The organism is Stieleria sedimenti, assembly GCF_025060895.1.
GTDB lineage: Bacteria > Planctomycetota > Planctomycetia > Pirellulales > Pirellulaceae > Stieleria > Stieleria sedimenti.
Map to the genome: position 1 here is coordinate 1 of NZ_JANZKV010000290.1, position 19,208 is coordinate 19,208.

The 19,208-nt window shown below is 58.8% G+C and carries 14 protein-coding genes; 2 read left to right on the top strand and 12 right to left on the bottom strand.

What is annotated here, in order from left to right:
- Nucleotides 1-149: 149 nt before the first annotated feature.
- From NZK35_RS30630 to NZK35_RS30675, 10 genes are all read right to left on the bottom strand, one after another.
- Nucleotides 150-1,682: a SpoVR family protein gene (locus tag NZK35_RS30630; protein ID WP_259636340.1), complete on the bottom strand. Its 1,533-nt coding sequence runs from the start codon at nucleotides 1,680-1,682 to the stop codon at nucleotides 150-152.
- A 6-nt stretch (nucleotides 1,683-1,688) separates the two neighbouring features.
- Nucleotides 1,689-3,008: a YeaH/YhbH family protein gene (locus NZK35_RS30635; RefSeq protein ID WP_259636341.1), complete on the bottom strand. Its 1,320-nt coding sequence runs from the start codon at nucleotides 3,006-3,008 to the stop codon at nucleotides 1,689-1,691.
- Between the two features lie 13 nt (nucleotides 3,009-3,021).
- Nucleotides 3,022-4,968, bottom strand: a complete 1,947-nt coding sequence (locus tag NZK35_RS30640) for a PrkA family serine protein kinase (protein ID WP_259636342.1) — start codon at nucleotides 4,966-4,968, stop codon at nucleotides 3,022-3,024.
- 472 nt (nucleotides 4,969-5,440) lie between these two features.
- Nucleotides 5,441-5,929: a hypothetical protein gene (locus NZK35_RS30645; RefSeq protein WP_259636343.1), complete on the bottom strand. Its 489-nt coding sequence runs from the start codon at nucleotides 5,927-5,929 to the stop codon at nucleotides 5,441-5,443.
- Nucleotides 5,930-6,046: 117 nt separating this feature from the next.
- Nucleotides 6,047-7,336 (bottom strand): class II aldolase/adducin family protein, encoded by a 1,290-nt coding sequence (locus tag NZK35_RS30650; protein WP_259636344.1) that lies wholly within the window; start codon nucleotides 7,334-7,336, stop codon nucleotides 6,047-6,049.
- A gap of 174 nt (nucleotides 7,337-7,510) precedes the next feature.
- On the bottom strand, nucleotides 7,511-8,125 hold the full coding sequence (locus NZK35_RS30655) for an HD domain-containing protein (RefSeq protein ID WP_259636361.1): 615 nt from the start codon (nucleotides 8,123-8,125) through the stop codon (nucleotides 7,511-7,513).
- A 261-nt stretch (nucleotides 8,126-8,386) separates the two neighbouring features.
- Nucleotides 8,387-9,250, bottom strand: coding sequence for an alpha/beta hydrolase (locus tag NZK35_RS30660; protein WP_259636345.1), 864 nt, complete (start codon nucleotides 9,248-9,250; stop codon nucleotides 8,387-8,389).
- A 166-nt stretch (nucleotides 9,251-9,416) separates the two neighbouring features.
- Nucleotides 9,417-9,893: a TadE family protein gene (locus tag NZK35_RS30665; RefSeq protein WP_259636346.1), complete on the bottom strand. Its 477-nt coding sequence runs from the start codon at nucleotides 9,891-9,893 to the stop codon at nucleotides 9,417-9,419.
- A gap of 11 nt (nucleotides 9,894-9,904) precedes the next feature.
- Nucleotides 9,905-10,939, bottom strand: a complete 1,035-nt coding sequence (locus NZK35_RS30670) for a VWA domain-containing protein (protein ID WP_259636347.1) — start codon at nucleotides 10,937-10,939, stop codon at nucleotides 9,905-9,907.
- A 66-nt stretch (nucleotides 10,940-11,005) separates the two neighbouring features.
- Nucleotides 11,006-11,425, bottom strand: a complete 420-nt coding sequence (locus tag NZK35_RS30675) for a TadE/TadG family type IV pilus assembly protein (protein ID WP_259636348.1) — start codon at nucleotides 11,423-11,425, stop codon at nucleotides 11,006-11,008.
- A 267-nt stretch (nucleotides 11,426-11,692) separates the two neighbouring features.
- Between NZK35_RS30675 and NZK35_RS30680 the strand changes: the two genes are divergently transcribed.
- On the top strand, nucleotides 11,693-12,352 hold the full coding sequence (locus NZK35_RS30680; RefSeq protein ID WP_259636349.1) for an MIP/aquaporin family protein: 660 nt from the start codon (nucleotides 11,693-11,695) through the stop codon (nucleotides 12,350-12,352).
- A gap of 115 nt (nucleotides 12,353-12,467) precedes the next feature.
- Here NZK35_RS30680 and NZK35_RS30685 read toward each other — a convergent pair whose 3' ends face one another.
- Both NZK35_RS30685 and NZK35_RS30690 read right to left on the bottom strand, forming a co-directional pair.
- Nucleotides 12,468-14,345 carry a DUF1549 and DUF1553 domain-containing protein gene (locus NZK35_RS30685; protein WP_259636350.1) on the bottom strand — a complete coding sequence of 626 codons (1,878 nt, stop codon included), beginning with the start codon at nucleotides 14,343-14,345 and terminating at the stop codon, nucleotides 12,468-12,470.
- A complete protein-coding gene (locus tag NZK35_RS30690; protein WP_259636351.1) occupies nucleotides 14,342-15,757 on the bottom strand; it encodes a DUF1501 domain-containing protein in 1,416 nt (471 codons plus the stop codon). Before NZK35_RS30690 ends, NZK35_RS30685 begins: the two co-directional genes overlap by 4 nt.
- A 194-nt stretch (nucleotides 15,758-15,951) precedes the next feature.
- Here NZK35_RS30690 and NZK35_RS30695 point away from each other — a divergent pair, with 194 nt between their 5' ends.
- Nucleotides 15,952-19,122 (top strand): PSD1 and planctomycete cytochrome C domain-containing protein, encoded by a 3,171-nt coding sequence (locus tag NZK35_RS30695; RefSeq protein WP_259636352.1) that lies wholly within the window; start codon nucleotides 15,952-15,954, stop codon nucleotides 19,120-19,122.
- Nucleotides 19,123-19,208: the final 86 nt, after the last annotated feature.

Sequence of the window (19,208 nt, forward strand, 5' to 3'; positions counted from 1 at the left end):
GTTTGGGGGCTGGCCCCCAAGGACTCTGGGAAATCGAATCGAAAAATTTAAAATTTTCGATCAATCTATTGACCGGAAATAAGACCGTCGCTCCGGGCTTCATCGCGAACAAACATAGAAAACGTTAGAGTCAGGAAATCTCACAACGTCTACGGCAGCGCCACCGCGTCGTAATTGTTGAGCGTGTGGCCGGTGTCGGCATCGACCTCGATCAATCGCACGCGATAGCCCCACAGATTGGCGACGTGCCGCAGGACTCGATTGCAATTGGTTGAGCTGAGCGTTTTGCCGTCGCGAACGCGGTGGGTGAGCACCAAGCGTCGATTGCCCTTCAAGTCAGCTTCGGTAACTTCGATCTCCGGGTCGCGTTTGGAGAGATCGTATTGCTGGGCTAAGCGGTGTCGAATTTCACGATACCCCGATTCGTCGTGGATCGCTTCGACCGACAAGTGTGGAGAGTCGGACGCATCGCGAACGGCGAACAAACGCATCTTTCGAATCAAATGCGGGCTGAGAAATTGCAGTACAAAGCTCTCGTCCCGGAAATCCGCCCACGCGTCTCGCAAGACGCTCATGAAGTCCCCCCGCCCGGCGATGTCGGGGAACCACTCCTCGTCTTCCGGTTCGGGGCTCTGGCAAATGCGATGGATGTCTTTCATCATCGCGAAGCCCAACGCATAGGGGTTCAATCCCCGGAATCGCTTGTCGTCAAAATCGGGTTGCGTGACGACCGCCGTGTGCATGTGCAGGAATTCAAGCATCGCCGCTTCGTTGACCTGACCGGTTTGGTGCAGACGATTCATGATTTGATAATGGATAAAGGTTGCACAGCCTTCGTTCATCAATTGCGTCTGCTGTTGGGGGTAAAAGTATTGCGCGGTCTTTCGCACGATGTCCAACACTTCGCGCTGCCAATCCTTCAACTTGGGTGCGTGGAGCGACAGGAACCGGAGCAGGTTTTCTTCAGGCAATCGCAACGCGGCGGCGTCAAATTCTTGTTCCGCGGTATCCTCTTTTTCGGCATCCTCCTTCGCTTTCGGAAGCGTTCTCCACAAATCGTTGTACGTTGCTTCGTGGTGCGATTTTCGTGATTCGGCCTTGAGCACTGCGTCTTGGGGTCGAACCGGGCGCTGTGGGGCGTAACGACTGACGCCCTGTGACATCAACGCGTGGGCGGCATCTAGGGTCCGTTCGACGGTCTGCATTCCGTACCGTTCTTCGCATTCGGCAATGAATCGTTTGGCATAGGCCAAGTCATCGAGCACACGTTCGGCATGGGTCCACTGGCGGAACAGATAATTGTTCTTGAAAAAATGGTTGTGCCCGAAGCAGGCGTGGGCGATCACGAGTGTCTGCATCGTCATGCTGTTTTCTTCGATGACGTAGGCGACACAGGGGTCTGAATTGATCACCAACTCATAGGCCAATGATTGTGCCCCCTTGCGATACAGCAGTGCTTCCCGGGAATACCGTTTGCCGAATGACCAATGGGAATACATCAACGGCATCCCGAACGACGCGTAAGCATCGAGCATCTGATCGCTGGTGATCACCTCGATCTGGTTGCGATAGACGTTCAAGCCCATCTCGTCGATTGCGATTTCCTCGATCGCATCATGGACACGTCGCAGGTGGTTAAAGTCCCACTCCGAGCCTTCGTACAGTAACGTCCGGTTGTCCATGGTCGCTCAAGACGCCTGTCGGTTGCTGGCGAACAATTTGTGAAACACGGGGTAGATCTCGGTCGGATCCAAGACGCAGGCGCGTGCGAAATGGGGGTGTGATTCCAGCTGAGCATACCCGCTCCAAAGTGCACTGACGTACGACGATTCTTCTTCGCCGACCTCGATGTAGGCGTAGTACTGACAGAGGTCTAGGATCTCGCGCTGCAGCAAGGCGATCGTGCGCGGCATGTCGTGATCGAAATTGTGTCCGTCGGAGGCCTGGGCGGCGTAGATGTTCCAGTCTTGAACCGGGTAGCGTTCTCGAATGATTCGCAGCATTTCTTCCAACGCCGAGGAGACCACGGTTCCGCCGGTTTCGCGGCCATGGAAAAAGGTCTCTTCGTCGACTTCGGCCGCCGTGTAGGTGTGACGGATGAAGACCAATTCGACCGAGCGGTAGTGGCGGTTCAAGAACAGATGCAGCAGGATGAAAAACCGTTTGGCGAGATCTTTGAGCGATTCGGTCATCGATGCCGAGGCGTCCATCAGGCAAAACATGACCGCTTGCGTGGCGGGTTTGGGTGTCTGCTCGAACCGGTTGTAGCGAAGATCGACGGGGTCCAAGAACGGGACCGCCCGCATGCGATCGCGGGTTTCTTCGATCAGCCGGGCAAGGCGTTCGGCTTCTTCGCTGTGCTCGCCGTCTTCGCTGTGCTTGCCGTCATCGCTGTGCTTGCCGTCATCGCTGTCGGCTCTCGTCTGGGCTGCCTCGAATTCCGCTTCCAGCCGGTTCAATTCGTGCAACCTGGGACGCTTGAGTGCGATGCGTCGCGCCAGACTTCGTCGCATCGTCTGGTATTTGTTCAGCCGCTGTGGCGAGCCGTCGTTGGCGTATCCGGCGCGACTCCATTTTTCACTGGCGACGGACTTCAGTTTGCGTTTGGCGAGGTTGGGTAGTTCGAGGTCCTCGAAAAACAGGTTCAGGAATTCGTCGCGACTGAGCATGAACACGAAGGCATCTTCGCCGTCGCCGTCGGGGCTTCCGCCGGAACCGCTTCCCGATCCGCCGCTGGGTTTGCGAATTCGGTCGCCCCGCTGGTAATCGTGATTTCCCGGGATGACGTAGTTGCGACTGCCTTCGGCGGCATCGAAACCGAAGGTCGGCTCGCCGATCTCGTTGGCGGTGACCGACACTTTTTCGCCGCTATCGAGATCGGAAACGCTGCGGTTTTCGATCGCGTCCTTGACCGTCTTGCGGATCTGGGACTTGATGCGACGAAGAAAGCGTTGGCGGTTTCCAAGACTTTTCGATTTCGGGTTCTGCCGGCGATCAATCACTTGCATGGGGATCGTGTTCCTATCCTGACTTGCTGACACGCATGTACCAATCGACCAGCCGACGGACCTGTCGTCGTGTGTAACCACGTTGGGTCATTCGCTCGACGAATTCGCTGTGTTTTTGCTCGGCTTCGCTATCCTTTTTGGCGCCAAAACTGATGACGGGGAGCAGCTCTTCGATCTGTGAAAACATTCGCTTTTCGATGACCTCGCGAATTTTTTCATAGGAGGTCCATTCCGGGTTGCGGCCGTCGTGTTTGGCCCGTGAGCGGAGCGCGAATTTGACGATCTCGTATCGAAAGTCCTTCGCGTTGGAGATTCCGGCGGGGTGTTCGATCTTTTCCAATTCCTCGTCCAGGACGTCGCGATCCATCAATTGTCCGGTGTCGGGATCCTTGTAGTCCTGGTCGTCGATCCAGGCGTCGGCGTAGGCGATATAACGATCAAACAGGTTTTGGCCGTAGGCGTGATAGGATTCCAGGTAGGCCTTGCGGATTTCGTTGCCGATGAATTCGGCGTATCGCGACGCCAGGTCTTCTTTGACGAATTCCAGGTAACGCTGCTCGGTTTCTTCGGGCAGCTGTTCGCGCAGAATCGCTTTTTCGAGCACGTAGAGCAGGTGGACGGGATCGGCGGCGACTTCGTCGGTGTCAAAGTTGTAGGTTTCTGACAGGATCTTGTAGGCGAACCGCGTCGAGACGCCTTCCATGCCTTCGGCCACACCGGCCGCGTCCCGATACTCCTGGACGGTCTTCGCGTTCGGGTCGGTGTCTTTGAGCGACTCGCCGTCGTAAACCCGCATTTTGGAATACAGGTTGGAATTCTCGTGTTCCTTCAGACGCGTCAAGACGGAGAAGCGTGCCATCATCTCCAGCGTGTCGGGCGCGCATGGTGCTTCGCCCAGTTTGGAGCTTTGAATCAGCTTGTCATAGATCTTTCGTTCTTCGGTGACGCGCAGGCAGTAGGGGACTTTGACCACGCAGATCCGATCGAGGAACGCTTCGTTGTTGCGATTGGCCTTGAACGATTCCCACTCCGATTCGTTGCTGTGGGCGACGATGATGCCTTGGTAAGGCATCGCGCCGACGTTCTCGGTGCCCACGTAGGTGCCGTCCTGTGTCGCCGTCAGCAGCGGGTGCAGCATCTTGAGCGGCGCTTTAAACATCTCGACGAATTCGAGCAGACCCTGGGTCGTGCGATTGAGTCCACCGGTGTAGGCGTACGCGTCGGCGTCGTCTTGCGAAAAATGCTCGAGCTTGCGGATGTCGACTTTACCGACCAACGAGGAAATGTCTTGGTTGTTTTCGTCGCCCGGTTCGGTCTTGGTCACACAGCATCGCCGCTGTTCCGAAGGCATCACGCGGACGACGGAGAACTTGGAGATGTCGCCTCCGAATTCGTCCAACCGTTTGACGGCCCATGGGGACATGTAACCGCTCAGACGTCGACGTGGAATGCCGTATTCCTCCTCGAGCAAGAAGCCCATCGAATTGGGGTCGAACAGCCCCAGCGGGCTTTCGAAAATCGGGCTCATCTCGTCGCCGGCACACAACACGTACACCGGTTGACGTTGGATCAGACGCTTCAGGGCATCCGACAGGGAACTCTTCCCGCCGCCGACCGGACCGAGCAGATACAGAATCTGTTTCCGTTCTTCGAGTCCCTGTGCAGCGTGACGGAAGTAGCCCACGATCCGTTCGATGGTTTCTTCCAATCCATAGAATTGATCAAACGCGGGATAGACCTTGATGGTCCGGTTCATGAAGATCCGTCCGAGACGGGAATCGCTCGACGTATCAATCTGTTTCGGTTGGCCGATCGCTTGAATCATTCGTTCCGCGACGCTGCTATACAACGACGGATCATCGCGAGCCGTCTCCAGGTACTCCTTCAGCGTGTAACGAACTTGCTTTTCGCGTTCGTAAGTCTCGGAATAAAGCTGCAATAGATTGGGCGTGTTCGTCATTACAATGGGTCTGCCGACTCTGCCACGAAATAGACGCACAAGATGCATCCCCTGGGATCGATCGGAGTCGCATGCGATCGGTTTTCTTCAGGTCCGGCTGTCCCGCCTGGGCGTCCCCGCGGCGACGGGGTGACACTGAGAAAAAAGAGGATGGGGCGTGTGTTCATTATTGCATGAACCTGTCATCAAAAGAACGATTTTCCCTCGGCCCCCCCCGTGCCAGCTAATGCATGCAACGCCTCGGTCGGGCACGATTGATGACCGCTGGACCGCGTAGACCAGGGATTGGGACCGATCCAGGCCGCTCCGGGATGATTCCCAGACAAATCACGGGATGCAGCGGCTCACGGACCCGCGGCAGGCAGATTTTTCAATTCGATCACCCCGGACAGTGGACAGCTAAGAAGACCGTTGATTTCTTCGGAAAACGCGTCGGACCTTTGAGACAAAAGAATTCCTGAGGTGGGGAACTTCAATCGCCGCTTAACAATCCAATCACCGCCCAAGCCGTGCCCCAGTAATTTGATGTCGGGGTGACCCAAAGCGTCGTCGCTTGGGTGGTTTCTTGCTTGGGACGCTTTTGGGCTGGCAATTGACCGCAGGCTTTCCAGGACCCGTCGTCGGCTTGCTCGCTGCACAGCTTGGCCGCGAATTGCTCTCGCCAACCTGCATCGGCCTGACCGGGAATGGCCAACAGCAACGCCGCCATCGTGTCGATGTTTCCCGCCAGTGTTTGTTCGACGTCGAGGTCCTTCTTCTGATGCGGCTTGACGAAATTGACCGCGTCGGTGGACCACTCGGTCCATCGTTTTAAATCCTCAGCGGCTACGTCCAAGCCCTGTCGCTCGGCCGCTTGCAGACTCCAGAGCATCGCGGGGATTTGATGGCACGACACGCAGCCGCGTTGGTCCATCCATCGCTGCCCCTCGGTCTCCAGGTAATCGATCGCCTTTGCAGCCACCGCCGAGTCCGGGGGAGAGTCCGCTGGCACGGCAGGGGCGGCTACGAGGGTAACGCAAAGCGAGAGAAACCATTTCGCTGGATGTGACATGACTTCATTGTAGCCGCTGTCGTGCGGTCACAGATCAAATTCGCGACACAGTTCATCGATCACGTCGTCGGACATCGCTTGGACGCTGCCGATCGAGCGGGCATTGATCACCGCTTCGGCGGTGGACTCCAGCACTTCCAAGCGATCAAACGCGTCCAGGACACTGCGTCCGGTGACGATCACGCCGTCGTTTTCCAGGATCGCCGCCGGCGTTTTCTCGTTGACATAGTCTGCGATCTGATCGCCGTCACCGAATTGGACGCCGTAGGGGACGCGTTGGACGTCGCGCAGGAACACGTAACTTTCCGGAATCGTGCGGACATCGAATTCGCTATCCGTGACGCTGAACGCCGTCGCGTTGACCGGGTGTGCGAACACGATGGCATTGACGTGGGGATGGCGACGGTAGATCGCTTGATGCGCCTTGGCCGCGCGGCTGGCCAGCTTCCCCGATTCGCGCCGATCGCCATCGATCAAAACGAAATCATCGACGCCGAGCAGCTCTCGATCCTGTTGTGTGGGCGTGATCAGGAACGAATCGTCGCCGACCCGCGCCGAGAAACTCCCTTCGGTGCTGATCAAGAGTCGTTGGCGACAACCGCGACGAACGAAGTCGCAGAGTTGGCGTCGCAGTTCCAATTCGATGGCATTGGCGGGCGGTGGATCAAGACTTTCGAAGTCGACGCTGCGCCGGGCTGCCCGCTCCAGTTGGTGATCGTCCAACAGTTTGACGTTGCCCAGCGCCGCCGCCTTGATCAGCGTCTTGCCGGCGAACTCGAACGCTTCGAATCGCTTGAACGCGTTGGAGAGCGAATCTCCGGCGACGACGACCCCGTGGTTCTCCAAGATCACACTGTCGGCACCCTCGGCGAACGACGCGGCGATGTTCGCGCCCAGTTGCTTGCTGCCCGGACAGGCGTACGGCGCAAATCCCAGATTGCCACAGACCGAATGGGCTTGGTGGAACAGTCGTGTGTTGGGCGTTTGGCGGCAGATGCTGAATGCCACCAGGGCGACCGGGTGTGCATGAACGACGGACACCACGTCGGGGCGAGCGTCGTAGATCGCCTTGTGAAAGGGAAATTCCGAAGACGGTGGATGCGGACCTTCGACGGTGCCGTCGCGGCGCACGCAAATGATATCGCGGCGTGACAGGTTCCCCTTGTCGACTCTCGCCGGCGAAATCCAAATGTCGCCCGAGGCGTCGCGGATCGAAAGGTTGCCGCCGGACGTGGTCGTCATCCGGTAACGATAAATGCGATCCATCGTCTGCATGATCTCGTCACGCGGGTGGATCAAGTTTCGCGAAGTTGTCATAAAAGTGCTTGAGCGTTGGATCCGCGGCCGAAAACAATAACCACCGAGGGCAAAGCGTTCTCACGGATGCGAAATGAACGTTGTAGCCTCTACTATGACATCCGTGGGGGCGATCTGCCATCGGTGGGGGCAGCTGACGCGTCGGTGATGCAGCGAACCAACCGCTTCCCCCGCTCACTCTTCCCATTCGGCGAGAAACTGATCGATGAATGTTCTCATGAATGCTTCACGCTGTCGGGCCATTCGCCGTGCCGGTTCGGTGTTCAGCAGGCCGCACAGTTTAAACAGTTTGTCGTCGAAGTGGCGCAGGCCCGTCTTGTGCGTTCCATCCGCATTGCCCGAAACATGAAACGGTTGGCCGAAGGCCGCGCCGTATTCAATCGTCCGCACGATCCCGATCGCGCCCAACGCGTCCAAACGATCCGCATCTTGGACGATTTGGCCTTCGAGTGAGAGCGGTTTCGCGTCGTCGCCTTTGCGGAACGAAAGGTTGTCGACGATTTTTGCGACGTGGTCGATCGTTGCCACATCGACGTCGAGTTCGCCGAGGATTTGTCGCGTGAATTCGGCGCTCTTCTCGACCCCGCCATGGAACTTCGCATCGCCGACGTCGTGCAGCAAGGCGGCAAGTTCCACAATCATCCGATCCCCGCCGACTTCCGCCTGGATCTTGCGCGCCGAACGAAGCACACGGCCGACATGATCAAAACCATGACCGGCCTGTTGCCCAGCCATCCGCCGGCGGACAGTCCGTTCGACGTCGTGGATCAAGTCTTTCGTCATGTTCAGTTCTCTTTGGTGTTTGCTAGCAAGTTTGGGACGGATCGTGAGAGATTGAGAAACCCACGGATAGCAGCGCGAACCCACGGATAGCAGCGCGAACCCACGGATAGCAGCGCGAACCCACGGAAAGCAAAGTGAACCCACGGAAAGCAAAGTGAACCCACGGATGGCAGCGTGAACCGAGGAAATTCTGTTTCGTCTCGATCCGTGGGTTCGCGCTGCCATCCGTGGGCCTATCTCCCACGCTGTATCTGTCGATGATGCATTTCACCGACTGTGTTTCTTCACGAAGCGGAGCAGCAGCGGATGGGCGGGGGTGGCCATTTGGCCGTGGTCGTAGCCGTCGAGTTCATAGAGTTCGGTGTCGGGGTGCCCGACGACTTGCATCATCCGCCACAGGTAGGCGTTTTCTTCGTAGCGTCCGAGCATTTCCAGTTCACGGTCTCCGGTGATCAGCAGCAGCGGCGGGCAATCGTCACGGACGTGATACAGCGGTGCCATGTCGTCGACGACCGGTTGCTTGCCGTCGATGCCCCGTTCGGCGCGCACGGTGAAGTGGGTGATGGTATGGCCGCTGAAGGGGATCAGTCCGGCGATGTCATCGGCGTCGATGTCGTGCGCGGCCAACCAGCGTTTGTCCAAACCGAGCATGCTGGTCAGGTAACCGCCGGCGGAGTGCCCACTGATGAAGATCTTTTGGTTTGAACCGCCGTACTTTTCGATGTTCTTGAAGGTCCACGCGACGGCCGCCGCGGCGTCTTCGATGTACGCCGGCGAAGTGACCTTGGGGTGCAGTCGGTAGTTGACGGCGACGACGGCGATGCCCTGGTCCTTGAGTTCCTCGGGCACGGATTTATTGCCGCCTTTTAATCCGCCGCCGTGAAACCAGACGACCGTCGAGAACGCCTTTTTTGATTCGGGGGCGTAGACGTCCAGCCGGCAGCGTTCGCGCATGTAGTCGGTCAGATTCTCACCGCTGCGGTACAGGATGTCCGCGTCGGTTTTGTCGATGGTTTGCCGGGCGAGCTGGTCTTGAGAAACAGCCGTCGTGCCGAAGCAGAACGTGAGAAGCCACAGCGAGAGGAAGCATATCGCGGCGCGGAGTGGGCACGCGGAAGGTGAATTCGTCATCGAGTTTGTTTCATCAAGGGGCGGTGGTGACGCTCCTTGATCAGGTGCTGCAGCCGAAGATTGCTGGTTCCAACGGAGCGACGACGGAGCAGTCTACTGAAATTGTGGCGACGCGTCCGGTTGGGTCGCCTTTCCCAACGCATTTCGGGACAGAATTTCACGAGCACTAGTCGTGTAGCATCGTCTGTTTCTTGGCGTTCAGCTGATCCACCGCAACGAGTCGTGTGACGGGCGATCGTTCGCACATCAACGTGACTTCACTGGAGACCGTCAAGGCGACCACGTGTTGCGGTGTGATCCATGAGTTTTCACCGACGGGAATTTCGACCTTGACCGTGATCAGGGGGGTGAACTCCGTGATGGATTGCGGAGTGACTTCGATCACCACCTGGGTCAATCCGGCGGCGGCGGTCAGTTGTTGTGCGACCTGCTCCGCATCCGCGGCGGTTGCTCCGGGGACGATCGCCGATCGGGCGGCTTCATAGGCGGCGGTATCGGCGGTGTGCTGGAGCATCAGCACACGGCCGATCTCGAGCATCGCGGTAAAGAAAAGCATGATCAGCGGGAGCACCATCGCCATCTCGACCAGTGCGGCCCCGGTCGGTGGTCGTTGACGCAGTTTGCGGCGAGAGGAATTGACCATGGTTTCCGAGCCTAAAACGTGAGCAAGGTGGGAAGGCCGCGGGCGATGTCCGTAAAGGCCTGATTCAATTGCCCGCTGTCGTCGGCGTGGTAGTGCTTGCCCGCTGCCGCGGCGGCGACCTGCTGCATCGTGGCTTGGTCGGCACCATCCGAAAAGGTGATCGTATAAACCATGATGTTGTCGGCGGCCGCCTGTTCGGCAGCCACGACCGCATCGATGCCCATGGTTTGCAGCCCGTCGCTGAGCACGACCAGAATCCGTGTCGCCCAGGGACGTGCGTAGGAGCCGTGATTCAACGCTTCGACTCCGCCCAGGATTCCGTCGCCGATCGCGGTGCTGCCACCGTTGAACGGATCCGAGTGGTCATCCATCGCGTTACGGATGGAGTCATAATCGTTAGTCAGTTCAAGATCAGTCGTCGGCGTGGACGCATACGTGGTCAGTGCAACGCGTTCGTCATGGACCGAGGCTTCCATAACATCTAAGAATTTGTCGACCGCATGGACCGTATCGATCCACCGCGAACTTCCGGGAGCCGGGTCGCCGGTTTCCCAGCTGTCGGATCGATATCCGTTGGAGTCTCGTGACATGGAAGTCGATCGGTCAATGACCAAAGCGATGTCCAATTCGACCTTGGTGCAAATCGCGGCTTTGATCGGTCGGAATTGGAGATTGATTCCCAGCGTCGGAAACAGCATCGGAACCTGGTTGGTGCCGTTGGTTTCGATTTTGATCGCGTTGGCGGGAGAGCCTGGACTAAAACTGTATCGATCCAAGTCGGAGTATCGCGTCGACACTCCGAATTCGAGATTGGTTTCCCCGGGGGTGAGCACTTGGTTGGCATAAGGATTCAATGCCAGCATGTTTTCTGCGGCGTCTCTCGCTTGCGTTTCATCGTCCGTGACGGCCAAGGTGCGCCCCGCGGCTCGGGCGGCAACGTCCAATGAAATCTGCAATTCGGTCCGCGCCATTTCCATGTACACGACGTTGATCGCAAACGCGGCGATGCCGATCATCACGGGCATCAAAACAGCGAGCATCGCCATCGTGGCCCCTCGCCGGCAGCCGCGGGAATGACCCGCAATGAAGCATGGCCGTTGACAAGACATCGTTTAGTACTCCGCCATGATGGTGACTGATTCCGAGACCGTTTGGCCGCCATACAGCCATGAACCGATCAACGCGTTTTCGGCCGCGGGGGCTTCGACCGTGGTGACCAAAAGATTGCCGAACTCAAGCGCCGACAGATCGCTGGGTGTGTGAGAGAGCGTGTAATTTTCGATGCCGCGTCCAAGCAATATGACGTCACATTGGTCTTGCAGCGACGCCGGCGCGATATCCGGTAGGATTCCGAGCCGTGCGGATTCGTACGCGGCCAGTTTCAGCGACTGACGCAGATAGATCATCCGGCAAGTTTCGAGCGTGGCGAACGTGATCAGCAGAAACACCGGCAGGCAAACCGCGAACTCGATCATCGCCGCCCCCTTGCGGCGGCGTCGGACAGCAGATCGGATTCGCAGGAAACGTTTCACGTCAGGGTTCTGCAGCGAAGTCAAAAGAGGGGGCAGGTTCCAAGTTCGATAGAAAGCTAGGTCAAGTGTGGTGATTCATACCCCTCGGCGATGCTCGGATTGACGGAACTGCCACACGCTGCGAACCGGTTTATTTCGGTTGCGAGGATTGGACCGTTTCTGCGTCTCTGACGGGCGCGGGCGACAGGCTCACTCGCGTCGTCCGTCTGGGGTGGTATCATCTGCCGTTCTTTAGACGATTCCCCTGTTCGTGCAGCGTTGGTGAAGATGAATAAGTATGTCGCCGAAATGATCGGCACGTTCGTGTTGGTGTTTGTCGGAACCGGTTCGGTCGTGGTCGACAACGTGACCGACGGCGGCGTGACGCTGGTCGGCATCGCCCTCGCCTGGGGGCTGGTCGTTTCGGCGATGATCCATTCGATCGGCGATATCTCTGGCGCCCACATCAATCCCGCCGTGACGATCGCGTTCTGGGTGGGGCGACGGTTCGAAGGGAAACACGTGGTCCCGTATATCGTCAGCCAATGCGTCGGCGCGCTGCTGGCCAGTGTGTTGTTGCGGGTTTTATTTCCAGATCAAACCAGCTTGGGCCCGACCCTGCCGGCAGGTACGTGGTGGCAGTCGTTCATTTTCGAAATCATGTTGACATTGATTCTGCTGTTCGTCGTGCTCAACGTCAGCACCGGTGCGAAAGAAAAAGGAATCACGGCGGGGCTGGCCATCGGCGGCGTGATCTCGTTTGAAGTGCTCTGCGGCGGACCGATCAGCGGGGCTTCGATGAATCCGGCGCGTTCGATCGCACCGGCCCTGGTCGGAAACCAATGGGAATCCCTCTGGATCTATCTGACCGCTCCGGTCATCGGCGCCGTCTTGGCGGTGCCGATCTCCGCCTACCTCCGCGCGGGCGGTTCAGAGCTGACGGAGTAGGTCACGCTGGGCGTGACGATCTGGCCGGGTCGGTCACGCTGCGCGTGAGAATTGGCATGCACAGCATGCCCTACTGACTGAGGCATGCACAGCATGCCCTACGGTGGCGACCGTATCAATCCACGTACAAAAACTCATTCGAATTCAACATCGCTCGGCAGAGGTCCCGCAGCGTTGCGCCGCTGGCCATGAACTCCGTCGCGTTGGTCACTTCCTCGGCATCGGGGTGTCGCGAATAGAGTCGCAGGTAGAGCAAATCGATCTGTGATCGCAGATCCGGTTGGCCGGCGGACACGACACTTGCCAATCGCTCCGACGTCTTCATCACAAACGCGGAATTGAGCAGCACCAGCGACTGGATGGCGGTGGTGGACTGGTTTCGTCGCGCGCACGGTTGGTCGGCGGTGGGACGATCGAAGGTCGCGAAGAAGGGGAACCGCAAATTCCGTCTGGCGAAAATGTAGATGCTGCGACGTGCATGATCGGCCTTGGATGGCGTCTCCTTCCATTGTCCCGACTTCAGCGTCTTGACCATTTCCACCGGCAGGGCGGGCCGCACGCCGGGACCGCCCACCTCATGATTCAGCGAGTCACTGACGGCCAGTAATCCGTCTCGGATCGCTTCGGCATCCAAGCGGCGACGAGGGAAACGGCTGAGCAACTGGTTGTCGGTGTCGGCCGCCAGAGCGCGATCCCAAGCCGCGCGATGGGGACCCTGTTTCGGACGGGTGCCGGACACGCGATAAACGCTGGACATCACGATCATGCGGTGGATTCGTTTGGTGCTCCAGTTTTCCCGCATCAGTTCATCGGACAGGTAGTCGAGCAATTCGGGGTGCGTGGGACTGTCCCCCATCACGCCGAAGTCACTCGGTGTCGCCGTCAGCCCGGTGCCAAAGTGCTGTTGCCAAATTCGATTGACGATCACACGGGCCGTCAGTGGGTTGGATCGATCGGTCATCCAATCAGCCAACTCGGTGCGTGGCGAGGCGTCAGGCGACGGCACCGCTCCCGCATCATTGATGACCCGGGGAAACGCCGGATCCAGCGGGGCGCCCGGACGGCGCCAATCGCCGCGGATCATCAGATGGGTTTGCGGGTAATCGCGATGGGACGCCAAGACGCTGACCGACTTGTTCTGTTCCAGGCGGATCGCCGAATCGAAAAACGCTCGCAGCCGATAAAAGTCCGCTTGGCTGATCGCGTCGTACTTGTGGTCATGGCACTGGGCGCAACCGAATTGCAATCCCAGCATCACGGCCCCGACCGTCGACGTGATCTCATTGAGCAAGACATGGCGTCGTTCGTCCATCGAGTTGATATCGGGCATGTCGGGGCCCGACAAACAAAATGCCGTCGCCAGCGTCGCTTGCTCGTCGCCGGATTCCATTTGGTCGCCGGCTAGTTGCCAACGGATGAACGTGTCATAGGGCAGGTCGCCGTTGATCGCATCGATCACCCAATCACGATATTTCCAGGCTTGGTCACGGATCTTGTCGTGTTCGTATCCGTCGGTGTCCGCATACCGCGCCAGGTCTAACCAGAATTGTCCCCAGCGTTTCCCGAACTCGGGTGACGCGAGCAACGAATCGACCAGGCGCGAGTAGGCATCGGGCCGCTCATCATTCACAAAATCTTCGACTTGAGCGACCGTGGGCGGCAAACCGGTCAAGTCCCAACACAGCCTGCGGATCAAGCTGGGCCGATCGGCAGGCGGCGCGGGTCGGAGCGAATCCTTTTCCAGTCGCGCCAGAATGAACCGGTCGATCCCCGTCCGCGGCCAATCGGTTTGCGCCACCGCGGGCACGGCGGGTCGCACGATCGGTTCATAGGCCCAATGATCGCGATCGAAGTCCGAGATTTCGTCTTCTTCGATTTCGGCGACTGCGTCATCAACCGGTTGGTCTTCCGCGTCGGTCGCCCCGGCGATCGAGGTCCACGGCAGCAGCGGGAAGAGGGCAAACAGAGCCATCAGCAGGGTCATTCGCCTCATGAGAGCAGTCCCTCGACGATGTCGACTTCACTGGGGCCGGTCAGACGCTCGTCCAGCCCGTTGTGAAAGTAGGTGAGATCGCGGTGATCGAGTCCCATCAGATGAAGCAACGTGGCGTGGAACTCGTTGACGTGCACTCGATCCTCGGCGGCCCGCAGCCCGACTTCGTCGGTCGCGCCGTAAGCGCGCCCACCGCTGATGCCGGCCCCGGCGATCCATCCGCAGTACCCCCACGGATTGTGGTCGCGTCCCTTGCCTTGTTCGCTCATCGGCATCCGTCCGAACTCGCCGCACCAGACGACCAGGGTGTCATCGAGCAATCCCGATCGCTTCAGGTCTTTGAGCAGCGCCGTGACCGGTTTGTCCGTTTTAGCGCAATACTCGCTATGGTTCTTGTCGACGTCTTGATGCGCATCCCAGCCGTTGGTGTCGCCCGAATAGACCTGGACCATTCGGACACCGCGCTGGATCATGCGTCGGGCCAGCAAGCAGCGCTCGCCGAAGTCGCGTGTTGTCTTGTCGTCGATCCCGTACATCGAAAGCGTTGCGGCCGACTCCTGTGAAAAATCGACGGCTTCGGGGGCGGCCGATTGCATCCGAAACGCCAGTTCATACGCATCGATTCTGGCGGCCAAGTCGTCGTCCTGTTCACGTCCGACCAGATGGTTTTGATTGAGCTGCTGAATGAAGTCCAGTGTCGAACGTTGACGAAGATCCGAAACACCGCTCGGCGGCGCCAGGTTGAGGATCGGCGTTTTGCCCGGACGCATCGTCGTCCCCTGGTAGGTCGCCGGCAGATAGCCGTTGCCCCAGGCCGATGGTCCACCCTTGAGTCCGCCGCCCGGGTCGGGCAACACGACAAAGGCCGGCATGTCCTCGTTCTCGCTGCCCAATCCGTAGGCCAGCCAACTGCCGAAACTCGGATGCCCCATCAAGATGCTGCCGGTGTTCATTTGGTACACCGACTGTGGATGATTGACGCTGTCCCCATGCAGCGACCGGATCACACACAAATCGTCGGCGACGGTGGACAGATGCGGCAGGAAGTCAGAGATCGGCAATCCCGATTGGCCCCGCGGCCGAAATGGACGGACCGGCCCCAGCAGTGGATTGTTGGCGACTTTGCGACGCGTCATCACGGAACCAAAACTGTCCGGAAGCGGCTGGCCGGCGTACTTGACCAGATCCGGCTTGGGGTCAAACAGATCGACTTGGCTGGGGCCTCCATGCATGAACAGCCAGATGATCCGTTTGGCCCGCGGTCGAAAGTGGGGCTGGCGAATCGAGCCGTCGGGATTTCCCGCGAAGCCGTCAGCGGATAGCAGTGAAGCCAGCGCGATCATCCCGGCTCCGCCACCGGCAGAACGCAGGAAGTCTCGGCGGAGCGATCGATGGGTCGGATGTTGGTTCATGTGGCGTATCTTAGCCGATGGTTCGGGCGACTGCTAATTCGATTTCCGCAACGAGGATCGACAGAAAAAACAATCGACACATCCGCCGCCGGTTCGGTTAGACTAACCAGTCCCACCTCCAACCGATGCGTCTCCCCGTGCGTCCAAGCTCCCTCCTCCAAGTCATCGCGTTCCTCGTTTTCGTAGCCCCGTCGATGTCGGCTGCGATCGCGGTCGACGATGTCGATTATCTGACCCAGATCAAACCGCTGCTCAGCGAGAAGTGTTATTCCTGTCACGGCGTGCTAAAGCAAGAATCGGGCCTGCGTCTGGAAACGCGATCCCTGATGATCGACGGCGGTGCCCTGAATCCGGGGGATCCGGATGGCAGCGAACTGTTGGCGCGAATCACCGCCGACGAAGACGAACGCATGCCTCCGGCCGAAGACGGTGCCGCCTTGCAACCGGAGCAGATCAAATTGCTTCACCGTTGGATTCAGCAAGGGGCCCGAGCGCCCGAGGAAACGCCGCCACCGGCGCCGACCGAGCATTGGGCGTTTCAACCGATCACACGACCGACGCTGCCCGAGTCGTCTGGCCAAGCGGATCACCCGGTCGATGCACTGTTGGCCGCCAAACGCGTCGCCGGCAACGTGCGTCCCGTCGGCCCGGCCGATCGATCGATGATCATTCGGCGGCTGTATTTGGACCTGATCGGATTGCCGCCCACGACCGAGCAACTGCGAGACGAGCGTCCCTGGGAACAAATCGTCGACGACCTACTGGCCCGCACTGAACACGGTGAACGTTGGGCACGCCACTGGATGGACGTGTGGCGGTACAGCGATTGGTACGGTTTGGGCCAGCAGATTCGGTACAGCCAAAAACACATCTGGCATTGGCGCGATTGGATCGTCCGTTCGCTCAATGATGACAAGGGCTATGACCGGATGGTCTCGGAGATGTTGGCCGGGGACGAATTAGCGCCCACCGATCCCGATGCGATCGCCGGGACGGGCTATCTGGCAAGAAACTACTACCTGTTCAACCGGACGACTTGGTTGGACAGCACCATCGAACACACCGGCAAAGCGTTTCTAGGCCTGACGTTGAATTGTGCCAAGTGCCACGATCACAAGTACGATCCGATTTCGCAGTTGGATTACTACCGTTTTCGGGCGCTGTTTGAACCGCACCAAGTCCGCTTGGATCCGATCCCCGGCGTGACGGATTTCGAGAAAGACGGGCTGCCGCGGGTGTTTGACGATTCGGTCGACCGGCCCACGTTCGTGCACCTCCGTGGCGACCCGATGAACCCGGACAAGGAGAATCCCGTCAGTCCTGGCGTGCCCGCGATCTTGGCTGACTTCGCGGCGCCGATCCAACCGGTCCAGTTGCCTCCGGACGCGTTTGCTCCCGGCACACGATCACACGTCCAACAAGCGGCAATCCAGAAGGCCGAATCACAAGTTGAATCCGCCAAGCGGGAACTGGCGGCGGCCAAGAGACGTCTGGCCGATCAGCCGGCGGAGGAGCCGGGGACGCGTCCGGTTGACGACCCGTCATGGAGCGTCACGGATCTCTTCGATGAGCCCGCACCGGAACTCTGGCGACTGATCGGGGACGGATGGCAGTACCGTGACGGTGCATTGCACCAAACGAAATCGACACGTCAGTCGCAGATGGCACGGCTGGTCCCGCCGCTGCCGCGTGATTTCGAAGTGGATTGCGTTTACACCACAACCGGTGGGTCGACCTACAAGTCGGTGACGTTTCGATTCGACCAGTCCGAAGACGGCAAGTATTCAAACTACGTCTACACCAGCGCGCACGCACCCGGCCCCAAGGTCCAAGTTGCGTATGCGCGCGGTGGTGATAGCACGTATCCGGCCGAAGGTCGCAAGGCCATACCGATCAAGGTCGGCCAACGCTACCACCTGCGGGTCGCGGTACGAGACAGGTTGGTCAACGTTTGGCTGGATGATCAGTTGGTCGTCGCCTATCAACTTCCCGATCGCAGCGACGGTTTCGTCAGCTTGAGCGGTTTTGATGCGACCGTTGCCTTTGACGAGATCACGGTCAAAGCACTGTCGCCGGATAGCGAACTGACCGCAGCGGGAAACCAAGCCGCTCCATCGGTCGACCCGGAAAACGCGGTGATCGTCGCGGAATTGAAATTGGCGTCGGCCAACGCGGCCTTGGAATCGGTGCACGCGACCATTGCCGCCGACAACGCTGCTTACGTCGCGTCGCCGTCGCCAGCTGAAGCCAACAGCCTTGCCCGGGACGCCGCGAGAAAACAGCTGCAGGCGACAATTGCCGATGCGGACTATCGGATGATTGCCGATGCCGCCGATTCGAAAAAGCTAAAATCGGCGAAGGACCAGAAGTCGGCCGCCGAAAAGAAGCTGAAAGAATTAGAGAAGGCTCAGCCCGACGCCCGGCCGGACTACGCATCGCTGCGTGGTTCCAAAAAAGCACTCGAGACCCCGGAGCACAAGGAGTCCGACTATCCAGCGGTTTATGCATCGGTCAGTACCGGGCGGCGTCTCACGCTGGCGAAATGGATCACGTCGCGACAAAACCCGTTGACCGCCCGCGTTGCGGTCAACCATGTTTGGATGCGGCACTTTGGGACACCGCTGGTCGAGTCCGTGTTCGATTTCGGATTGCGTGCCGAAAAACCGCTGCACGCAGAACTCTTGGATTTTCTAGCCGCCGAGTTCATGGAGTCGGGCTGGAGTTTCAAGTATCTGCATCGAATGATCGTGACTTCCGAAGCGTACCGAATGTCATCCTCGACGCTGACCGCCGACGAGCAAACGAGAACAGTCGATCCGACGAACCGTTATTATTGGCGGGCCAACTCCAAACGTATGGAATCGCAACTCGTCCGCGACAGCTTGTTGTCGCTGGGCGGAAAACTGGACCCGAAAACGGAAGGTCCGTCGATCGATCCCGGCCCGACCGCCATGCGCCGCAGCGTGTACTTGAAGCATTCCCGCGACCAGCAAGACAAGTTTCTGACGATGTTCGATGATGCGGACATCCTGCAGTGTTATCGACGCAGCGAGAGTATCGTTCCCCAGCAGGCACTCGCGCTTTCCAACAGCAAGCTTGCGATCGACATGGCGTCTCAAATCGCATCGCGAATCGTCGCCGATCTCAAAACCGATGCGCCGTCGGACTTCATCGATGAACTGTTTTTTCAACTGCTTTGCCGCGAACCGACTGACGCAGAGCGGTCCGAATGTGCCGCGTTTTGGGAAGCCATGTCAAAGCTTCCCGAACTTCAATCCCGCGACGCCGCCGACCTGGAGACCGTCATCCGCTCCCGATTGACCCAAGCCATCCTCAACCACAACGACTTCGTCACCATCCGCTAAAAGTGGCGTAAGCTTCCAGCTTGCGTTACAACAGCAGGTAAGCTTCCAGCTTGCGTTACAACAGCAGGTAAGCTTCCGGCTTGCGT